Origin of the sequence: Pseudomonas sp. NPDC098740, from assembly GCF_044760065.1 — a bacterium.
Lineage (GTDB): Bacteria > Pseudomonadota > Gammaproteobacteria > Pseudomonadales > Pseudomonadaceae > Aquipseudomonas > Aquipseudomonas rossensis.
Map to the genome: position 1 here is coordinate 30,745 of NZ_JBIWAM010000009.1, position 14,933 is coordinate 45,677.

The following is a 14,933-nucleotide window of genomic DNA, read 5'->3' on the forward strand; positions in this document are numbered from 1 at the left end:
ACAAAACCTAAATCAACGTGTCACGCCATCTTAACAATCAGACGTGCACCGTATGCATGGCTACAGATGACTGCGGCTTATGACGGGTACGGCGAAAATTCCCATCGACGACGTCACCGGCCTTATTAATTGTGCAGTGGAGCAAGGCATGAAGCTGACGTGGGCATCGACCCGCAATAATGCGCTGATCGGCGCGCGCCCGCTATGACCGTACTGGTCACCGGCGCCGCCGGTTTCATCGGGTATCACACGGTCAAGCGCTTGTGTCAGGAAGGTCTTGAGGTGGTCGGTATCGATAATCTCAACGACTACTACAGCGTGGAACTCAAACACGCACGGCTTGAGGAGCTGAAGCCCTTGTCGGGCTTTCGTTTCCAGACGATGGATATCGTCGACAAACCGGCCTTGATGGCACTGTTTAAGGATCACGGCTTCACAGAGGTTATCCATCTGGCTGCCCAGGCGGGCGTTCGCTACTCGCTGGACAACCCGGACGTGTATGCGCAATCGAACCTGACGGGTTTTCTGAATGTGCTGGAAGCCTGCCGGCACCATCGCCCCGAGCATCTGATTTATGCATCGAGCAGCTCGGTGTATGGCACCAACAGCAAAATGCCGTTCAGCGTCGAAGACGCCGTCGACCATCCGATTTCCCTGTATGCCGCCAGCAAACGTGCCAATGAGCTGATGGCTCACAGCTACAGCCATCTGTATGGACTGAAGGCCAGCGGTCTGCGTTTTTTTACCGTTTACGGACCTTGGGGGCGCCCCGACATGGCGCTGTTCAAATTTACCGAAGCGATCCTCAACGGCAGGCCGATTGACCTCTACAACCAAGGCCAGATGTCGCGCGACTTCACCTACATCGACGACATCGTCGAAAGCATTGCGCGCCTGCGCCCAAGACCGCCGTTATCGGACGGACCTGGCGATGGCGCCAATCGCATCTTCAACATCGGGCGCGGCACGCCGGTGGCGCTGCTGGATTTCGTCGATTGTCTGGAGTCGGCATTGGATAGGAAGGCCTGGCGCAACTTCCTGCCGCTGCAGGCTGGCGATGTGGTCAAGACCTGGGCGGATGTGTCGGCATTGGCGCAGTGGGTCGATTTCCGTCCACAAGTGACGGTTGAGGCCGGCGTCGCGGAATTTGTGAAGTGGTATCGCCACTTTTATCAGAGATGAAACGTTGGCCCTTGATCATAAAAATCCAGGGTAATAGGGGTCTCTATGAGCCAAGACATATTTGTATCCGTCCTGATTCCGGCAAAGAACGAGGCGAGCAATCTCAAATCGCTGCTCGAAGAAATCCGTATCGCACTGGTCGATGAGGCGTATGAAATCATCGTCGTGGACGATGGCAGTACTGACGCTTCCTTGCAGGAACTGCGGCAGACCCGGCACAGCGGCCTGAGCACGTTGCGTATCCTGCGCCATGAGCGTTCGCTGGGGCAGAGCACTTCGCTCTACCATGCGGCGCTCGCCGCTCGTGGCCAATGGCTGGCCACGCTCGATGGCGACGGTCAGAACGACCCGGCTGATATCCCCGGCATGCTGGCATTAGTGCGCAGCGAGCAGGGGAGCGTCGACCTTCAGTTGGTGGCCGGGCACCGAGTCAACCGGCGCGATACCGCGAGCAAGCGCTGGGCCTCGCGTTTTGCCAACGGGTTACGTAGCCGGATGCTCAAGGACCAGACGCCGGACACCGGCTGCGGGCTGAAACTGATACAGCGGGGGGCGTTTCTGCGCTTGCCGTACTTCGACCACATGCACCGGTTCATTCCTGCGCTGATCCAGCGTCATAACGGCCGGATGATCACCCATCCGGTCAACCATCGGCCCCGCACGGCCGGGGTATCCAAATACGGAAACATCGACCGCGCCCTGGTGGGCATTCTCGATCTGATCGGCGTCTGGTGGCTGATCAGGCGCACGCGTCTGCATGCCCATGCGCAGGAGATCGAAGGATGAACCTGTCCCGCGAAACCCTGTGGCTGGTGGTCGGTTTCAGTGGCCAGATCGCCTTCACCGGTCGCTTTGTCCTGCAGTGGCTGTACAGCGAATACAAGAAGCGCAGCGTAATTCCGGTGAGCTTCTGGTACCTGAGCATCGTCGGCAGTGCGCTGCTGTTTGCTTACGCCATTTACCGACAGGACCCGGTTTTCATCGCCGGTCAGGCGTTCGGCTCCATCGTCTATTTGCGCAACCTGCAATTGATTGCCCGCAGCAAAACCTTGAAGGACTGAACCGTGCGCCGAACCCTGTCACCCAGTGTCGAATGCCTGGGCCTGATGTTGCTTGCTCTTTTATTGGTCGGTGCCGGGTTCGGTCTGCGTCAGCCGCAGAATGTCGACGAGGAGCGTTTCCTCGGCGTTGCGCTGGAGATGCTGCACAACGGTTCTTGGTTGATTCCGCACCGAGCCGCCGAGATCTACGGCGACAAACCACCGATTTTCATGTGGACGGTGGCGTTTTTCACCTGGATCACCGGAATGCCCGCCCTTGCCCTTTATATTCCGGGGCTTTTGTCTGCCACATGGGTCACGGCCATGCTTTACGACCTGGGTCGCCGGTTATGGAATCAGCGGGCCGGACGAACAGCAGCGCTGTTGTACCTGGCCACGTATCAGACGTACAGCATTCTGCGGACCGGTCAGATCGACAGCTTTCTGATTCTGTTCACCTCTCTGGGCCTGTACGGCCTGGTTCGCCACCTGCTGCTCGGGCCCGCCTGGCGTTGGTTTTACGTGGGATGCGCGGCCATGGGCATTGGCGTGATCACCAAAGGGGTCGGCTTCGTCCCGGCGTTGATGCTGATTCCGTATGCCTACGCGGTGCGCAAAGGCTGGCCTGGGGTGGTGGCCATGCCGGGTGAGGCGCGCAAGTGGTGCCTGGGTTTTTTGGTGGTGCTTGGCGCCGTCGCGATCTGGCTGCTGCCCTTGGCGGTGTCCATCGCATTCAATGGCGCCGCTGACGAAATCGCCTACGCACGGGAAATTCTGCTGCGCCAGACAGCGGGGCGCTATGCCGCCGCGTGGGATCACCGAGAACCGTTCTGGTATTTCTTCGTCAACGTCATCCCGCAATACTGGATGCCGTTGGTGCTTGCCTTGCCGTGGCTCGTGCCCGCCTGGCGGCGGCAGTTGCGCAAGCGTGACGGTCGAGTGCTGGTGCTGCTGGGTTGGGTCGTACTGGTGGTACTGTTCTTTTGCCTGAGCAGCGGCAAACGCAAGTTGTACATCTATCCGGCGTTGCCCGGGCTGGTGCTGGTTGCAGCGCCGCTGATTCCGTGGCTGCTCAAGCGCTGGTTCGGCAAGCGCCCGCGCGGTCGGCGGGTGTTCCAGGTGTTGGCCGTCACGTGGTTCACGCTGTGGTTCGCTCGCGGTTTCATCGACCCGGTCAAGGATGGACCCAATCCCCACGAGGCGCTGATGGCGCAAGCAGCGGCGATGACCCAGGGCGCAGACCTGGTGCTGGTCAACTGGCGCGAGGGTCACTGGTTGTTCGCTCGACAGCCGATCGTGCATTTCGGAATGATCGGCTCCACGGTCGAGCAGGCCGCTCAATGGCTGCGCGAGCATCGTCAGGCGTATGCCTTGGTGCCGGATGAACTGCTGAGCCGGTGTTTCAATCCTCAGGCCGCCCGTGAACTGGGGGAAACTTCGCGCGCACAGTGGTCGATCGTCGGTGTCGATGCCGATAACGGCCGTTGTCATCCCGGACAGCCAGCCAATATCTATCGCTTCACCTGGGACCGCGCATGGCTATAATCGCCCCACGTTTCCCTCCTGTCACAACACGAGACTGCCATGACTATTTCTCTGTACGCCGCTTCCGTCCCGGTTTTCAAACAAATGCTCAACGCCCTGAGCGATGTTTTGAACAAGGCCGAAGCCCACGCCACGGCCAAGAACATCGACCCAAATGCTTTCCTGCAAGCCCGTCTGTACCCGGACATGTTCCCGCTGGTCCGTCAGGTGCAGATCGCCGTTGATTTCGCCAAGGGCGTTTCCGCGCGTCTGGCCGAAGTTGAACTGCCGAAATACGACGACACCGAAACCACGTTCGCCGAGCTGCAAGCGCTGATCGCCAAAGTGCTGGCCTTCATCGGCGAGATCAAACCGGAACAGATCGACGGCAAGGAAGGCATCGAAATCATCACCCGTCAGGGCACGCCGAAAGAGAAGCGCTTCACTGGCCAGGCTTACCTGCTGAGTTACGGTCTGCCGCAATTCTTCTTCCACGTCACCACCACCTACGCACTGCTGCGTCACAACGGTGTGGAAGTAGGCAAGCGCGATTACATGGGCGCGTTCTAAACCTCCCAGCGTAAAAAAGCCCGCCAAGGTGTGAACCTTGGCGGGTTTTTTTGAATCAAAAGATCGCAGCCTCGTTTCACTCGACAGCTCCTACATTGAGATGCGTACCGCCTGTAGGAGCTGTCGAGTGAAACGAGGCTGCGATCTTTTGATCTTTGTTACGCCAGACGCTGGGCTCTCTCGTCTTCGCCCAGGCACGCCGCCGCGGTAAACAGTACGTCGGTGGAGGAGTTCAGCGCCGTTTCCGCCGAGTCCTGCAGCACACCGATGATGAACCCGACGGCCACCACCTGCATGGCGATTTCACTGGGGATGCCAAACAGGCTGCACGCCAGTGGAATCAACAGCAACGAACCGCCTGCCACGCCCGAAGCGCCACAGGCACAGATCGCCGCTACGATGCTCAGCAGGATGGCGGTCGGAATGTCCACGGCGATGCCCAGCGTATGCACGGCGGCCAGGGTCAGCACGGTAATGGTGATCGCCGCGCCGGCCATGTTGATGGTCGCACCGAGCGGAATCGAGACCGAGTAGGTGTCTTCGTGCAGGCCCAGGCGCTTGCTCAATTCCAGATTGACCGGAATGTTCGCCGCCGAGCTGCGGGTGAAAAATGCAGTGATACCGCTTTCGCGCAAGCACGTGATCACCAGCGGATAAGGGTTGCGACGCAGTTTCCAGAACACGATGACCGGGTTCATCACCAGCGCCACAAACAGCATGCAGCCCAGCAAAACCGCCAGCAGATGCACATAGCCGATCAAGGCACCGAAACCGGAGGTGGCGAGGGTCGAAGCCACCAGGCCGAAGATCCCCAGTGGCGCGAAACGAATCACCAAACGCACGATCAGGGTCACGCCGTTAGACACGTCGCCGAGCACCTCGCGAGTGGTGTCGCCGGCATGGCGAATGGCAACGCCCATACCAATCGCCCACGCCAGAATGCCGATGAAGTTGGCATTCATCAGCGCACTGACCGGGTTGTCGACCACACTCAACAGCAGGCTCTGCAGCACTTCACTGATACCGCCCGGCGCGGTGACCGCAACGTCGTGAGTCGCCAATACCAGGCTCGACGGGAACAACGTGCTGGCGACAACAGCCACCACCGCCGCCGCGAAAGTCCCTAGCAGATACAGAAACAGAATCGGCCGGATGTGGGTTTCCTGGCCGTGCTTATGGTTGGCGATCGAGGCCATGACCAGCACGAACACCAGAATCGGCGCGACAGCTTTAAGCGCCGATACAAAGACTTTGCCGATAAACGCAGTGGACTTCGCCACCTCCGGTGCGAACAGCGCGAGGGCAATCCCGGCGATCAGGCCGATGATGATTTGTGTGACCAGGCTTAAGCGTTTCAGGCGTAACCATAGAGAAGGGGATGGAGCGGTCATAAAGCGGCATCTCTGATTTTTTTAGGTGCGGGGTATCGCGACATCAATGCCAATCAATGGCCGATGAATAGGGTGTACGTATCGCGGGGCGCGGACTTTATCACAGCGTGGCCTTTATCCTTCAGACCTGTGACGATCTGCCGCCCGTGGGTCAACGAGATCGGCAGGTTCGTGCAACCCTGATCGGAAACACTCTGTTAAGATTCGCCATCCTCATTTTCAAGTCATGCCAGTGGGCCTTCGGGCTATCGCTGGTGTCGTCGTTTTCTGGAGTTCTGCATGCTGTTGCCCATCCTTCTGTTGTCTGCCGCCGGTTTCACGGTGCTGACCACGGAATTCATCATCGTCGGCCTGTTGCCGGCGATCGCTCGAGACCTTGAAGTCACCATCCCGCAAGCGGGTTTGCTGGTGACCTTGTTCGCCTTCACGGTCGCCGCATTCGGGCCGTTCCTGACCGCCTATTTCGCCCGGTTCGAGCGCCGCAAATTGTTCATCTCGGTGCTGATCATGTTCGGCCTGGCCAACACCCTCGCGGCGTTTGCGCCGAACATCTGGGTGATGTCCGCCGCCCGGTTGATCCCCGCGTTGGGGCTGCCAGTGTTCTGGGCGCTGGCCAGTGAAACCGCGGTGGACATTGTCGGCCCGGACTACGCCGGTCGCGCCATCGCCAAGATCGGATTCGGGATTGTCTGCGCCACCGTATTCGGCATTCCGGTGGGCACACTGATCTCCGATGCATTCGGCTGGCGCAGCGCTTTCGGCATTCTGGCGGTGATCGCGTTTGCCAAGGCATTGCTGCTGTTTATCTACCTGCCGAAAACCAATCTGCATCAGCATCAGGTGAGCTTTCGCTCGCAGTTCAGGATCCTGCGCAGCCCGCTGATGCTGGGCCATGTGCTGCTGTCGATCCTGGTGTTCAGCGGCATGTTTACCGCTTACACCTATCTGGCGGACATTCTTGAGCGACTGGCCGGTTTCAGCGGCACGGTGGTCGGCTGGTGCCTGATGGGCTTCGGCGCGGTCGGCTTGATCGGCAACTCATTGGGCGGCCGCGCGGTGGATCGTCATCCGTTGATCGCCTCGATGATGTTCTGCGCATTCATGATCGCCGGCCTGGTGGCGTTGGTGCCGAACATTCATTCGCCGCTGGGTCTGGCTGCAGCGATGGGGATCTGGGGCGTGACTCAGGCGGCGTTGTTCCTGGTCAGCCATGTGCGATTGATGAAGGCCGCACCCGAAGCGCCGGCGTTCGCGGCGTCGTTGAACATTGCGGGGGCTAACCTCGGGATCGGCCTGGGCGCCATGATCGGCGGTAGGGTCATCGACGGTGTAGGCCTGCAAGGTCTTGGTTTCGCGGCGGCCGCTTTTATCCTCGCCTCGATCCTCTTGGCCATCGCGTTGATGACCTTCAAGCCCCGCGAAGTCTGCGCCTGACACCTCACATCTCGGTGAACAGCTCGCGTCGGGCACCTTCGGTAATGGCGACAATGCCGGGGTGCTTGACCTTGCGTTCCACCGAAATGGCGTAGAACGACTCGGTCACCGCGTCGGTCTGGCCCATCAATTCCACGCCGTATTGGCGTATTACCTCATCGGCAATCACGCTCGGGCCGATGAAGATCCCGCTGCCGGATTGGCCGAAAGCCTGCATCAAGGCGCTGTCGTCGAACTCGCCGACGATACGCGGCTGGATCTGCTGCTCGGCAAACCAGCGCTGCAAGCGACTGCGCACCACGGTCTCCGGCCCTGGAATCAGCAGCGGTGCGCCGTGCAGGCTGCGGGGGAAATCCTGACCGTATTGCGCCGCCAGTTCAGCAGTGGCGAAGAAGCTGATCCCGCATTCTCCGAGTTTCTGGCTGTAGCCCTTTATGTCCAGGTGCGAGGGCATCGGGCTGTCGGAAATCACCAGGTCGAGCCGCTGGATCGCCAGGTCGGCGAGCAGGCGTTCCAGTTTGTCTTCGCGACAGGTGATGCGCAGCGGCTCCCTCAATTCCATGGTCGGCGCAATCAGGCGATAGACGATGGATTTGGGCACCACATCTGCCACGCCAACCCGAAACAGAATCTGCTGTTCGTTGGGCTGTGCTCGCAGCATCAGCTCCAGTTCGCCGCCCAGCTGAAACATTTGCTCGGCGTAGGGCAGTGTCTGACGCCCGGCTTCGGTGAGTTCCAGCTGCCGGCCGACCCGGCGAAACAGCTCGATGCCATAGGTTTGTTCGAGCAGCGAAATCTGCCCGCTGATGGTCTGCGGCGTCAGGTTCAGTTGCTCGCAGGCGCGCACGATGCTGCCGGTCTTGGCCACCACCCAGAAGTAATGCAATTGCCGATAGTTGAGCATGACGACCTACAGTTCGCAAAAACCGAAGTATAGCTGCTAAAAATACGAATTTTCCTGAAGTGTTTGCCTCCCTAGAATGCCCCGCTATCGACGGGTGGCCTTTTCGCCCTGTCTGTTCTATCGAGGAAAGCATCATGAAGCTTAAAACCACGGCACTGCTGATTACGTCTTTACTGGTATTGGCCGGTTGCGACCAGGCCGAGAAAAGCGCTCAGCAACTGATGGGCAAGGCTGCCGAAACCGCCAAGCAGGCGATCGATGACACCCACAAAGCCGCCGAGCAAGCAATCAGCGACGCCACCGGCGGCCTGATCAGCAAGAAAGAATCATCAAACGAAGATAAAGACAAAACCGAATCTTCGTCCCAGGAAATCTAAACCGTCTTAAAAGAGTCAGGACTGACCCATGGAATACCTTTTAGAACTTGCTGCAAGCCCCACCGCCTGGGTTGCCTTGGCCACGTTGATCGTCATGGAAATCGTGCTCGGCATAGATAACCTGATCTTCATTTCGATCCTGACCAATAAACTGCCCGAGCAGCACCGGCAGAAGGCACGGCGCATCGGTATCGGCATGGCGCTGATCCTGCGACTGGCGCTGTTGAGCACGATCGCGTTCATCGTCCAGTTGACTGAGCCTGTGATCGACATTCTCGGCCATGCGTTCTCCTGGAAAGACATGATCCTGATCGCCGGTGGCTTGTTCCTGTTGTGGAAGGCGACCACCGAGATCCATCACAGCATGGACCCGGCACCGGATGATCCGAAGTCGGCTACTTCGGCCGTGACGCTTGGCTTCGCTGCCGCCATCGGTCAGATCCTGATGCTGGACATGGTGTTTTCCATCGACAGCATCATTACCGCTGTCGGCATGACCGAGCATTTGCCGATTATGATCATCGCGGTGGTGGTGTCGGTACTGGTGATGTTGCTGGCGGCTGATCCTTTGGCCAAGTTCATCAACGACAACCCGACGGTGGTGATGCTGGCGCTGGGCTTCCTGATCATGATCGGCATGACGCTGATCGCCGAAGGCTTCGGCGCCCACGTACCGAAAGGCTACGTCTACGCGGCCATGGCGTTCTCGGCGACGATCGAGGGTTTGAACATGATGTCGCGGCGGTCAAAGCAAAAGCGTGTAGCTACTGAAGCTTAACGGGCGATAAACGAAACGGCCGCCTGCGCTCGAAAGAGGGCAGGCGGCCGTTTTTTTTGCTGTTAAAAAAGTGCCAGTCAGTGCGCGCTGGCGTGGTGTGCAGTGGTTTCATCCGTTTTCACCAACGGCGCCGATTGAGCAGGGTGGTGATGGTGCCGACGGGTAATTCGCAGGACTCCCCATAACATGGCGGCGGCAACGGCCAGCCAGCCAGAAATCAACATCACAATGGTCATTGCCAGGCTCATCAGTGCCTCCTCTTCGCCCTGCTGCGGGCACACACTCTTTGCACATGACAGTCTAGTCGCTGCTGTGTTTCAGGCTATTGACCAAAGGTCGGCTGTCACCAATCAGTTCGCTCTATCGAATGCCATCATCTGCCGGTTAAGGCTATACCGCTGCCGCGCGGCGTCCTATGATCGACGGCCAAGCCGGAAGCGCGAATGCCTGGCGTCTAAATCAAGAGAGTGATGATGGTGCGGGTATTTTCTCGAATTCGATCGTTAGTGCTGGTCGTTGGCTGCGTTGCAGGTCTGTCTGGCTGCGCGGGGAGTGTGGCGCCTGAAATCAAGCGCCTGCCCGAGCGAGTCGAGCTCAGTGGCACGTTCTACCGTGGCGTGGCGAATCAGAGTGGGCCGCAAGTGCTGGCCAGCATGTTGTCCCAGCAAGGCATTGTGACTACGCCAGGTTTGCTCGAAAAACCGTTGCATTTGCCGGGTGCCGAAGCCCAGTTGCAGCAGAACATGCAGAACCTCGCTCGCGAGTACGGCATGCTCGTCTATCCCCTCGACAGCAATCTGCCTGCACTGTTGACCCAGGTTGCGGCCGGTTACCCGGTAATGGTGCGTTTCACGGAAGGCTCGGCGTTCTGGGCTGAACCGCGTTACGCCATTCTTGCCGGGTACAACCGTCAGAAACAGACAGTGCTGCTGCGCTCGGGCATGAATCGTCGGGAGTTGATGGGCTTCGGTTCGTTTGAATCGGCGCTCAAGGATGCCGGTGGCTGGGCCGTGCTGATTCAGAAGCCGAATCAACTGCCGGCCAATGTCGATCAACAGCGATGGCTCAAGGCAGCGAGCGACCTTGCCCAGGCAGGTCAAGAGCAGGCGGCCGCCAGGGCGAAGAAAGCGCTGAACGCGCAGTAAGTCCGTTCGTCATCTGTCGGGCACCCCTGCACGTTGCCGGCTTCTAAGGTATAGAGCCCGTATTTCTGCGGGCTGTGACCAGGAGGCGCCCATGGTTCATTCCAATACTCCCGTCGGCCCGCACTCGTCCGAGCATTCGTCGGGCGATGAGTTGGGGTTCGACCCCGATTCACCGGACCTCGCCGATCCTCAGGTCGACCCCATCGGACCCGCCAAGGCCCCGAGGGATGTGAAGCCGGGCGATAATCCCAAGGCGCCTGCGAAGCCTTACGATCCACTCGCCGATCTGAAACCCTGAGTCATAGTGAGGTGCGTATGTCTACCGATTCGAGTTTCAACGACAAACGTCCGGACAGCGTTCCAACCACGCCGGAAGAGGGTGTTGACCCCGTGATGGATCCGAACGATCCGTTAAGGGATCCCTTGGCGCGTCCGATGGTAGTGCCAACGGAACATCCCCACGGCACGAGAAATCCGAGTGCCGGGGACGGCATTCCAGATGACGACCAGATGCCGTTGCCCAATGATTAACGCTGGACGAAAAAAAGCCCCGAATAGCCGGGGCTTTCTTTTACCTGTCGTTTACTTATTTCGACGCTTCAACCACGCCGCTCTGACGATGCTTGAGGTTCTTGTCGGATTTGTACTGCAAGGCTACAGACGGCACGTTCGTGCCCCTGCCGGTTTCAACCCAGCTGCGGATGCGACTGGCATCGGCAAAGTGTGTGTACTTGCCAAAGGCGTCGAGGATGACCAGCGCAACAGGGCGATTGCCCATGCTGGTGACCAGCACCAGGCAGTGACCTGCCTCGTTGGTGAAGCCGGTTTTCGTCAGCTTGATGTCCCAGTTCGGCTTGTTGACCAAATGGTCGGTATTACGGAAACCCAGGCTGTAGTTGGGTTTACGGAACGAGACGGTTTTTTGCTTGGTCGTACTCAGCTCAGTCAGCAGTGGGTACTTGTGCGCAGCGATCAGCAGTTTGCTCAGGTCGCGGGCCGTGGACACGTTGCGAGGTGAGAGGCCGGTGGGTTCGACGAAGTGCGTGCTGGTCATGCCCAGTGCCTTGGCTTTGGCATTCATCGCTGCAATGAACGCAACATAGCCGCCACGGTAGTGATGGGCAAGGCTCGCGGCAGCGCGGTTTTCCGAGGACATCAGGGCAATCAGCAGCATTTCCCGGCGCGGCAATTCGCTTTTGAGTTTGACTCGGGAAAACACGCCTTTCATTTCCGGCGTGTCGCTGATGTTGATGGAAAGGTATTCGTCCATGTTCTGATTGGCTTCGACGACGATCAGGCCAGCCATCAGTTTGCTGACGGAAGCGATCGGCACTACCACGTCAGGGTTGCTGGCATAGATGATTTTGTTGGTCTGCATATCCAGCAGCAATGCGCTGCTGGAAGCGATCTTCAGTGTTGACGTATCTCGCGGCGCCGAAGTGGTGTCGGCAGCGTTGACCATTGGCGTGGTGAAAGTCCCTGTAAATGCAAAAAATAGGCTCAGGATGGAAAGACGGATTTTCACGCTGGCAGACTCGTTAGGTGTGGATAAGCCGTTCTGTAACGGGTTGTTTCTTTAAAAACGACGCATTTTAGGAGTATGGCTGAAGAACTGTCGATGGTTGATCAATGAACAGGTCAAAGTCCTTGAAACCCCCTACAAACAGTAGGTTTCCGGCGAGTGGTAGCGTTTTTAGTTCAGGCAAAAAGAACCCCGCCAATGGCGGGGTTCCTTTGTTCGTCGCAGCAATGAAAATGCGAACTCAGCTGTGCAGTGTTTCGGCTGCGTACAGCGTGTTTTCCAGCAGGCAAGCGCGAGTCATCGGGCCAACGCCACCCGGGACTGGAGTGATCCAGCCGGCGCGGGGCAGGGCGGTGTCGTAGATCACGTCACCGACCAGTTTGCCGTCTTCCTGGCGGTTGATGCCGACGTCGATCACGATCGCGCCTTCCTTGATCCACTCACCCTTTACCAGCCCCGGCTTGCCGGCGGCGACCACCACCAGATCGGCGCGACCGACGTGGCCTGCCAGATCCTTGGTGAAGCGGTGGGTGACGGTCACGGTGCAGCCGGCCAGCAGCAATTCCATTGCCATCGGGCGGCCAACAATGTTGGAGGCCCCGACAACCACTGCGTCCATCCCGTAGAGATCGACACCGGTGCTTTCCAGCAACGTCATGATGCCTTTAGGGGTGCACGGACGCAGCAGCGGAATACGCTGGGCGAGGCGACCGACGTTATAAGGGTGGAAACCGTCGACGTCCTTGTCTGGACGAATGCGTTCCAGCAATTTGGAGGCGTCCAGGTGTTCAGGTAAAGGAAGCTGAAGCAGAACGCCATCAATCGCCGGGTCGTCGTTCAGGCGATCGATCAGATCGGTCAGCGCTTCTTGAGTGGTTTCGGAAGGCAGGTCGTAGGCTTGGGAAATGAAGCCGACCTCTTCACAGTCTTTACGCTTGTGCGAGACATAAACCTGAGAGGCGGGATCGCTGCCGACCAGAATCACCGCGAGACCGGGCGTGCGCAGACCTTGCTGGCGACGCTCGTTGACGCGTTTGGCGATCTGCTGGCGCAGGCTGGCGGCGATCGATTTGCCGTCGATTAGTTGTGCAGTCATTGCGCGTGATTAACCATCGAGAGGGGAAAAAAAGAGAACGCATTCTCGCATGTCATGAGGTGAGGGCAAAGGCGCTTGGTCTGCAAATTCCCCTAACCCCTTTAATTAAATGAATTTTTTTTAAAAAAGAGTTGACGACCTTCAGGGTCACCTATAACATTCGTCGCACTTGTCGGGCACAGCCTAGCACTGGTTAAGAAGGTCGAGCAGAGTTGATGTTTGATTCGGTGAGACTGAAAGCACTTAGTTTGTAATCGTCCAAGAATACAGATTAACAAGGCGCCCGTAGCTCAGCTGGATAGAGCATCCGCCTTCTAAGCGGATGGTCGCAGGTTCGAGTCCTGCCGGGTGCGCCATTAGGCAGCTTTGGCACAAGTAACGCAACATGGCAATATGGTGGGCGTAGCTCAGTTGGTAGAGCACGGGATTGTGACTCCCGTTGTCGAGGGTTCGATCCCCTTCGTCCACCCCATATTTAGAAAGGCGCCAGATTAACAGTCTGGCGCCTTTGCTTTAAAAGCTTGATGCGGATGTGGTGGAATTGGTAGACACACTGGATTTAGGTTCCAGCGCCGCAAGGTGTGAGAGTTCGAGTCTCTCCGTCCGCACCATTACAAGTAGCTATTTAATAGCAGAAAACGGCGCAGCACCTGAAAAGGGCTGCGCCGTTTTTGTTTTAGAAGTCTGAATTTTCAAAGTGGCCGCAGGTTCTGGGTCGAAAGGGCGGCTCGGATCGTCGGATTTATGTTTCTCGATGATGCTGATTCGCCCGTTGGTCCCCTTGTGGGGTCGACTGTCAGGGATGGATTGCCGATGCCTTCTATATATAGAAGGATTGGTGCAGAGCCCTGGCATGATTGGCTGTATTTGCTAACAGGGCGAGGCACAACCGTTTGTCCCCGCCTATAAATTGCCTGCTGCTTTTTTACCCGTTTTCAGTAGGGTGACTTCTTGAGTTTGACCCACTAGAATGCATGCCCTTGATTCTGGGGTCGGAAACGGCCGGCTAACGTCTGTGCAACGAGGAATATCCATGCAAGTTTCTGTTGAAAATACTTCTGCTCTTGAGCGCCGCATGAGCATCACCGTGCCGGCTGAGCGCATCGAGACTCAGGTCAACAAGCGTCTGCAGCAGACTGCCCAAAAGGCCAAGATTGCTGGCTTCCGTCCAGGCAAAGTGCCAATGAGTGAAATCAAGCGCCGTTTTGGTGCTGATGCACGTCAGGAAGCGGTTGGCGACGTGATCCAGTCTTCTTTCTACGAAGCTGTTGTTGAACAAAAGCTTAACCCGGCTGGCGCTCCTTCGATCGAGCCGAAATCGCTGGAAGCTGGCAAAGACCTGGAATACGTCGCGATTTTCGAAGTGTTCCCTGAGTTCACCGTTGCCGGTTTCGAAGGTATCGCGGTTGAGCGCCTGAGCGCTGACGTGGCTGATGCCGATCTGGACAAAATGCTGGAAGTGCTGCGCAAGCAGAACACCCGTTTCGAAGTGGCCGATCGCGCTGCTCAAAACGAAGACCAGCTGAACATCGATTTCGTCGGCAAGGTCGACGGTGAAGTGTTCGCTGGCGGTTCTGCCAAAGGTACTCAGCTGGTTCTGGGTTCCGGCCGCATGATCCCTGGCTTCGAAGACGGTCTGGTTGGCGCTAAAGCCGGCGAAGAGCGCGTTCTGAACCTGACCTTCCCAGAGGACTATCAGAACCTCGACCTGGCAGGCAAAACCGCTGAGTTCACCGTGACCGTGAACACTGTTTCCGAGCCAAAACTGCCAGAGCTGACCGAAGAATTCTTCGCTCAATTCGGCATCAAGGAAACCGGCCTGGAAGGCTTCCGCACCGAAGTTCGCAAGAACATGGAGCGTGAACTGCGTCAGGCGATCAAATCCAAGGTCAAGAATCAGGTAATGGACGGCCTGCTGGCCACCAACCCGATCGAAGTGCCTAAGGCTTTGCTGTCCAACGAAGTTGACC

15 protein-coding genes, 3 tRNA genes and 2 pseudogenes are annotated in these 14,933 nt (G+C 58.0%); 15 read left to right on the top strand and 5 right to left on the bottom strand.

Features of this window, described 5'->3' with window-relative positions; genetic code table 11:
• The first annotated feature begins 204 nt into the window (after positions 1–204).
• The 5 genes from ACIQU2_RS13410 to ACIQU2_RS13430 are packed head-to-tail and all read left to right on the top strand — an operon-like array spanning position 205 to position 4,316.
• Positions 205–1,182: an NAD-dependent epimerase gene (locus ACIQU2_RS13410; RefSeq protein ID WP_403141343.1), complete on the top strand. Its 978-nt coding sequence runs from the start codon at positions 205–207 to the stop codon at positions 1,180–1,182.
• A gap of 45 nt (positions 1,183–1,227) precedes the next feature.
• Entirely contained in the window at positions 1,228–1,968 is a 741-nt protein-coding gene (locus ACIQU2_RS13415; RefSeq protein ID WP_403141346.1) for a glycosyltransferase family 2 protein, read from the top strand.
• On the top strand, positions 1,965–2,243 hold the full coding sequence (locus ACIQU2_RS13420; protein WP_076028031.1) for a lipid-A-disaccharide synthase N-terminal domain-containing protein: 279 nt from the start codon (positions 1,965–1,967) through the stop codon (positions 2,241–2,243). The genes ACIQU2_RS13415 and ACIQU2_RS13420 overlap by 4 nt, the downstream gene beginning before the upstream one ends.
• A gap of 3 nt (positions 2,244–2,246) precedes the next feature.
• The gene (locus tag ACIQU2_RS13425; protein ID WP_403141348.1) at positions 2,247–3,767 is read left to right on the top strand and encodes an ArnT family glycosyltransferase; all 1,521 of its coding nucleotides are present in this window, start codon (positions 2,247–2,249) and stop codon (positions 3,765–3,767) included.
• 39 nt (positions 3,768–3,806) lie between these two features.
• Positions 3,807–4,316, top strand: coding sequence for a DUF1993 family protein (locus tag ACIQU2_RS13430; RefSeq protein WP_008148402.1), 510 nt, complete (start codon positions 3,807–3,809; stop codon positions 4,314–4,316).
• Positions 4,317–4,474: 158 nt separating this feature from the next.
• Here ACIQU2_RS13430 and sstT read toward each other — a convergent pair whose 3' ends face one another.
• A complete protein-coding gene (gene sstT / locus ACIQU2_RS13435) occupies positions 4,475–5,707 on the bottom strand; it encodes a serine/threonine transporter SstT (RefSeq protein ID WP_403141353.1) in 1,233 nt (410 codons plus the stop codon).
• A 279-nt stretch (positions 5,708–5,986) separates the two neighbouring features.
• On the opposite strand from sstT, the gene ACIQU2_RS13440 reads away from it, so the two are divergent.
• Positions 5,987–7,141 (top strand): MFS transporter, encoded by a 1,155-nt coding sequence (locus tag ACIQU2_RS13440; RefSeq protein WP_403141355.1) that lies wholly within the window; start codon positions 5,987–5,989, stop codon positions 7,139–7,141.
• Positions 7,142–7,145: 4 nt separating this feature from the next.
• On the opposite strand, the gene nhaR is transcribed toward ACIQU2_RS13440, so the two are convergent.
• The gene (nhaR, locus tag ACIQU2_RS13445) at positions 7,146–8,045 is read right to left on the bottom strand and encodes a transcriptional activator NhaR (protein WP_403141356.1); all 900 of its coding nucleotides are present in this window, start codon (positions 8,043–8,045) and stop codon (positions 7,146–7,148) included.
• Positions 8,046–8,179: 134 nt separating this feature from the next.
• Here nhaR and ACIQU2_RS13450 point away from each other — a divergent pair, with 134 nt between their 5' ends.
• Both ACIQU2_RS13450 and ACIQU2_RS13455 read left to right on the top strand, forming a co-directional pair.
• Complete coding sequence (locus ACIQU2_RS13450; protein ID WP_283188639.1) at positions 8,180–8,422, top strand: hypothetical protein; 243 nt, start codon at positions 8,180–8,182, stop codon at positions 8,420–8,422.
• 28 nt (positions 8,423–8,450) lie between these two features.
• Positions 8,451–9,200, top strand: coding sequence for a TerC family protein (locus tag ACIQU2_RS13455; RefSeq protein WP_347805677.1), 750 nt, complete (start codon positions 8,451–8,453; stop codon positions 9,198–9,200).
• Between the two features lie 77 nt (positions 9,201–9,277).
• On the opposite strand, the gene ACIQU2_RS13460 is transcribed toward ACIQU2_RS13455, so the two are convergent.
• Positions 9,278–9,448 (bottom strand): hypothetical protein, encoded by a 171-nt coding sequence (locus ACIQU2_RS13460; RefSeq protein WP_347804365.1) that lies wholly within the window; start codon positions 9,446–9,448, stop codon positions 9,278–9,280.
• 167 nt (positions 9,449–9,615) lie between these two features.
• Here ACIQU2_RS13460 and ACIQU2_RS13465 point away from each other — a divergent pair.
• The 3 genes and pseudogenes from ACIQU2_RS13465 (at position 9,616) to ACIQU2_RS13475 (ending at position 10,876) form a co-directional block, all read left to right on the top strand.
• Positions 9,616–10,345: pseudogene (locus ACIQU2_RS13465) on the top strand (peptidase C39 family protein).
• Positions 10,346–10,436: 91 nt separating this feature from the next.
• Positions 10,437–10,643 carry a DUF6021 family protein gene (locus tag ACIQU2_RS13470; RefSeq protein ID WP_347804366.1) on the top strand — a complete coding sequence of 69 codons (207 nt, stop codon included), beginning with the start codon at positions 10,437–10,439 and terminating at the stop codon, positions 10,641–10,643.
• Between the two features lie 17 nt (positions 10,644–10,660).
• The gene (locus ACIQU2_RS13475; RefSeq protein WP_347804367.1) at positions 10,661–10,876 is read left to right on the top strand and encodes a hypothetical protein; all 216 of its coding nucleotides are present in this window, start codon (positions 10,661–10,663) and stop codon (positions 10,874–10,876) included.
• Between the two features lie 55 nt (positions 10,877–10,931).
• Here the strand turns inward: ACIQU2_RS13475 and pbpG are convergent, their stop codons facing one another.
• Both pbpG and folD read right to left on the bottom strand, forming a co-directional pair.
• Entirely contained in the window at positions 10,932–11,870 is a 939-nt protein-coding gene (gene pbpG, locus ACIQU2_RS13480; protein ID WP_403141364.1) for a D-alanyl-D-alanine endopeptidase, read from the bottom strand.
• Positions 11,871–12,108: 238 nt separating this feature from the next.
• Complete coding sequence (gene folD, locus ACIQU2_RS13485) at positions 12,109–12,963, bottom strand: bifunctional methylenetetrahydrofolate dehydrogenase/methenyltetrahydrofolate cyclohydrolase FolD (protein ID WP_008148421.1); 855 nt, start codon at positions 12,961–12,963, stop codon at positions 12,109–12,111.
• Between the two features lie 279 nt (positions 12,964–13,242).
• On the opposite strand from folD, the gene ACIQU2_RS13490 reads away from it, so the two are divergent.
• The 4 genes and pseudogenes from ACIQU2_RS13490 to tig form a co-directional block, all read left to right on the top strand.
• Positions 13,243–13,319: transfer RNA gene (locus ACIQU2_RS13490), tRNA-Arg, on the top strand.
• A gap of 40 nt (positions 13,320–13,359) precedes the next feature.
• Positions 13,360–13,435: transfer RNA gene (locus ACIQU2_RS13495), tRNA-His, on the top strand.
• Positions 13,436–13,489: 54 nt separating this feature from the next.
• Positions 13,490–13,574 (top strand) — tRNA-Leu (locus ACIQU2_RS13500).
• Between the two features lie 476 nt (positions 13,575–14,050).
• A pseudogene (tig, locus tag ACIQU2_RS13505) lies at positions 14,051–14,933 on the top strand (trigger factor); the annotation flags it as partial.

Coding starts and splice junctions, on each gene's coding strand:
- ACIQU2_RS13410 (WP_403141343.1), top strand. CDS start 205: ATGACCGTACTGGTCACCGGCGCCGCCGGTTTCATCGGGTATCACACG.
- ACIQU2_RS13415 (WP_403141346.1), top strand. CDS start 1,228: ATGAGCCAAGACATATTTGTATCCGTCCTGATTCCGGCAAAGAACGAG.
- ACIQU2_RS13420 (WP_076028031.1), top strand. CDS start 1,965: ATGAACCTGTCCCGCGAAACCCTGTGGCTGGTGGTCGGTTTCAGTGGC.
- ACIQU2_RS13430 (WP_008148402.1), top strand. CDS start 3,807: ATGACTATTTCTCTGTACGCCGCTTCCGTCCCGGTTTTCAAACAAATG.
- sstT (WP_403141353.1), bottom strand. CDS start 5,707: ATGACCGCTCCATCCCCTTCTCTATGGTTACGCCTGAAACGCTTAAGC.
- ACIQU2_RS13440 (WP_403141355.1), top strand. CDS start 5,987: ATGCTGTTGCCCATCCTTCTGTTGTCTGCCGCCGGTTTCACGGTGCTG.
- nhaR (WP_403141356.1), bottom strand. CDS start 8,045: ATGCTCAACTATCGGCAATTGCATTACTTCTGGGTGGTGGCCAAGACC.
- ACIQU2_RS13450 (WP_283188639.1), top strand. CDS start 8,180: ATGAAGCTTAAAACCACGGCACTGCTGATTACGTCTTTACTGGTATTG.
- ACIQU2_RS13455 (WP_347805677.1), top strand. CDS start 8,451: ATGGAATACCTTTTAGAACTTGCTGCAAGCCCCACCGCCTGGGTTGCC.
- ACIQU2_RS13460 (WP_347804365.1), bottom strand. CDS start 9,448: ATGAGCCTGGCAATGACCATTGTGATGTTGATTTCTGGCTGGCTGGCC.
- ACIQU2_RS13470 (WP_347804366.1), top strand. CDS start 10,437: ATGGTTCATTCCAATACTCCCGTCGGCCCGCACTCGTCCGAGCATTCG.
- ACIQU2_RS13475 (WP_347804367.1), top strand. CDS start 10,661: ATGTCTACCGATTCGAGTTTCAACGACAAACGTCCGGACAGCGTTCCA.
- folD (WP_008148421.1), bottom strand. CDS start 12,963: ATGACTGCACAACTAATCGACGGCAAATCGATCGCCGCCAGCCTGCGC.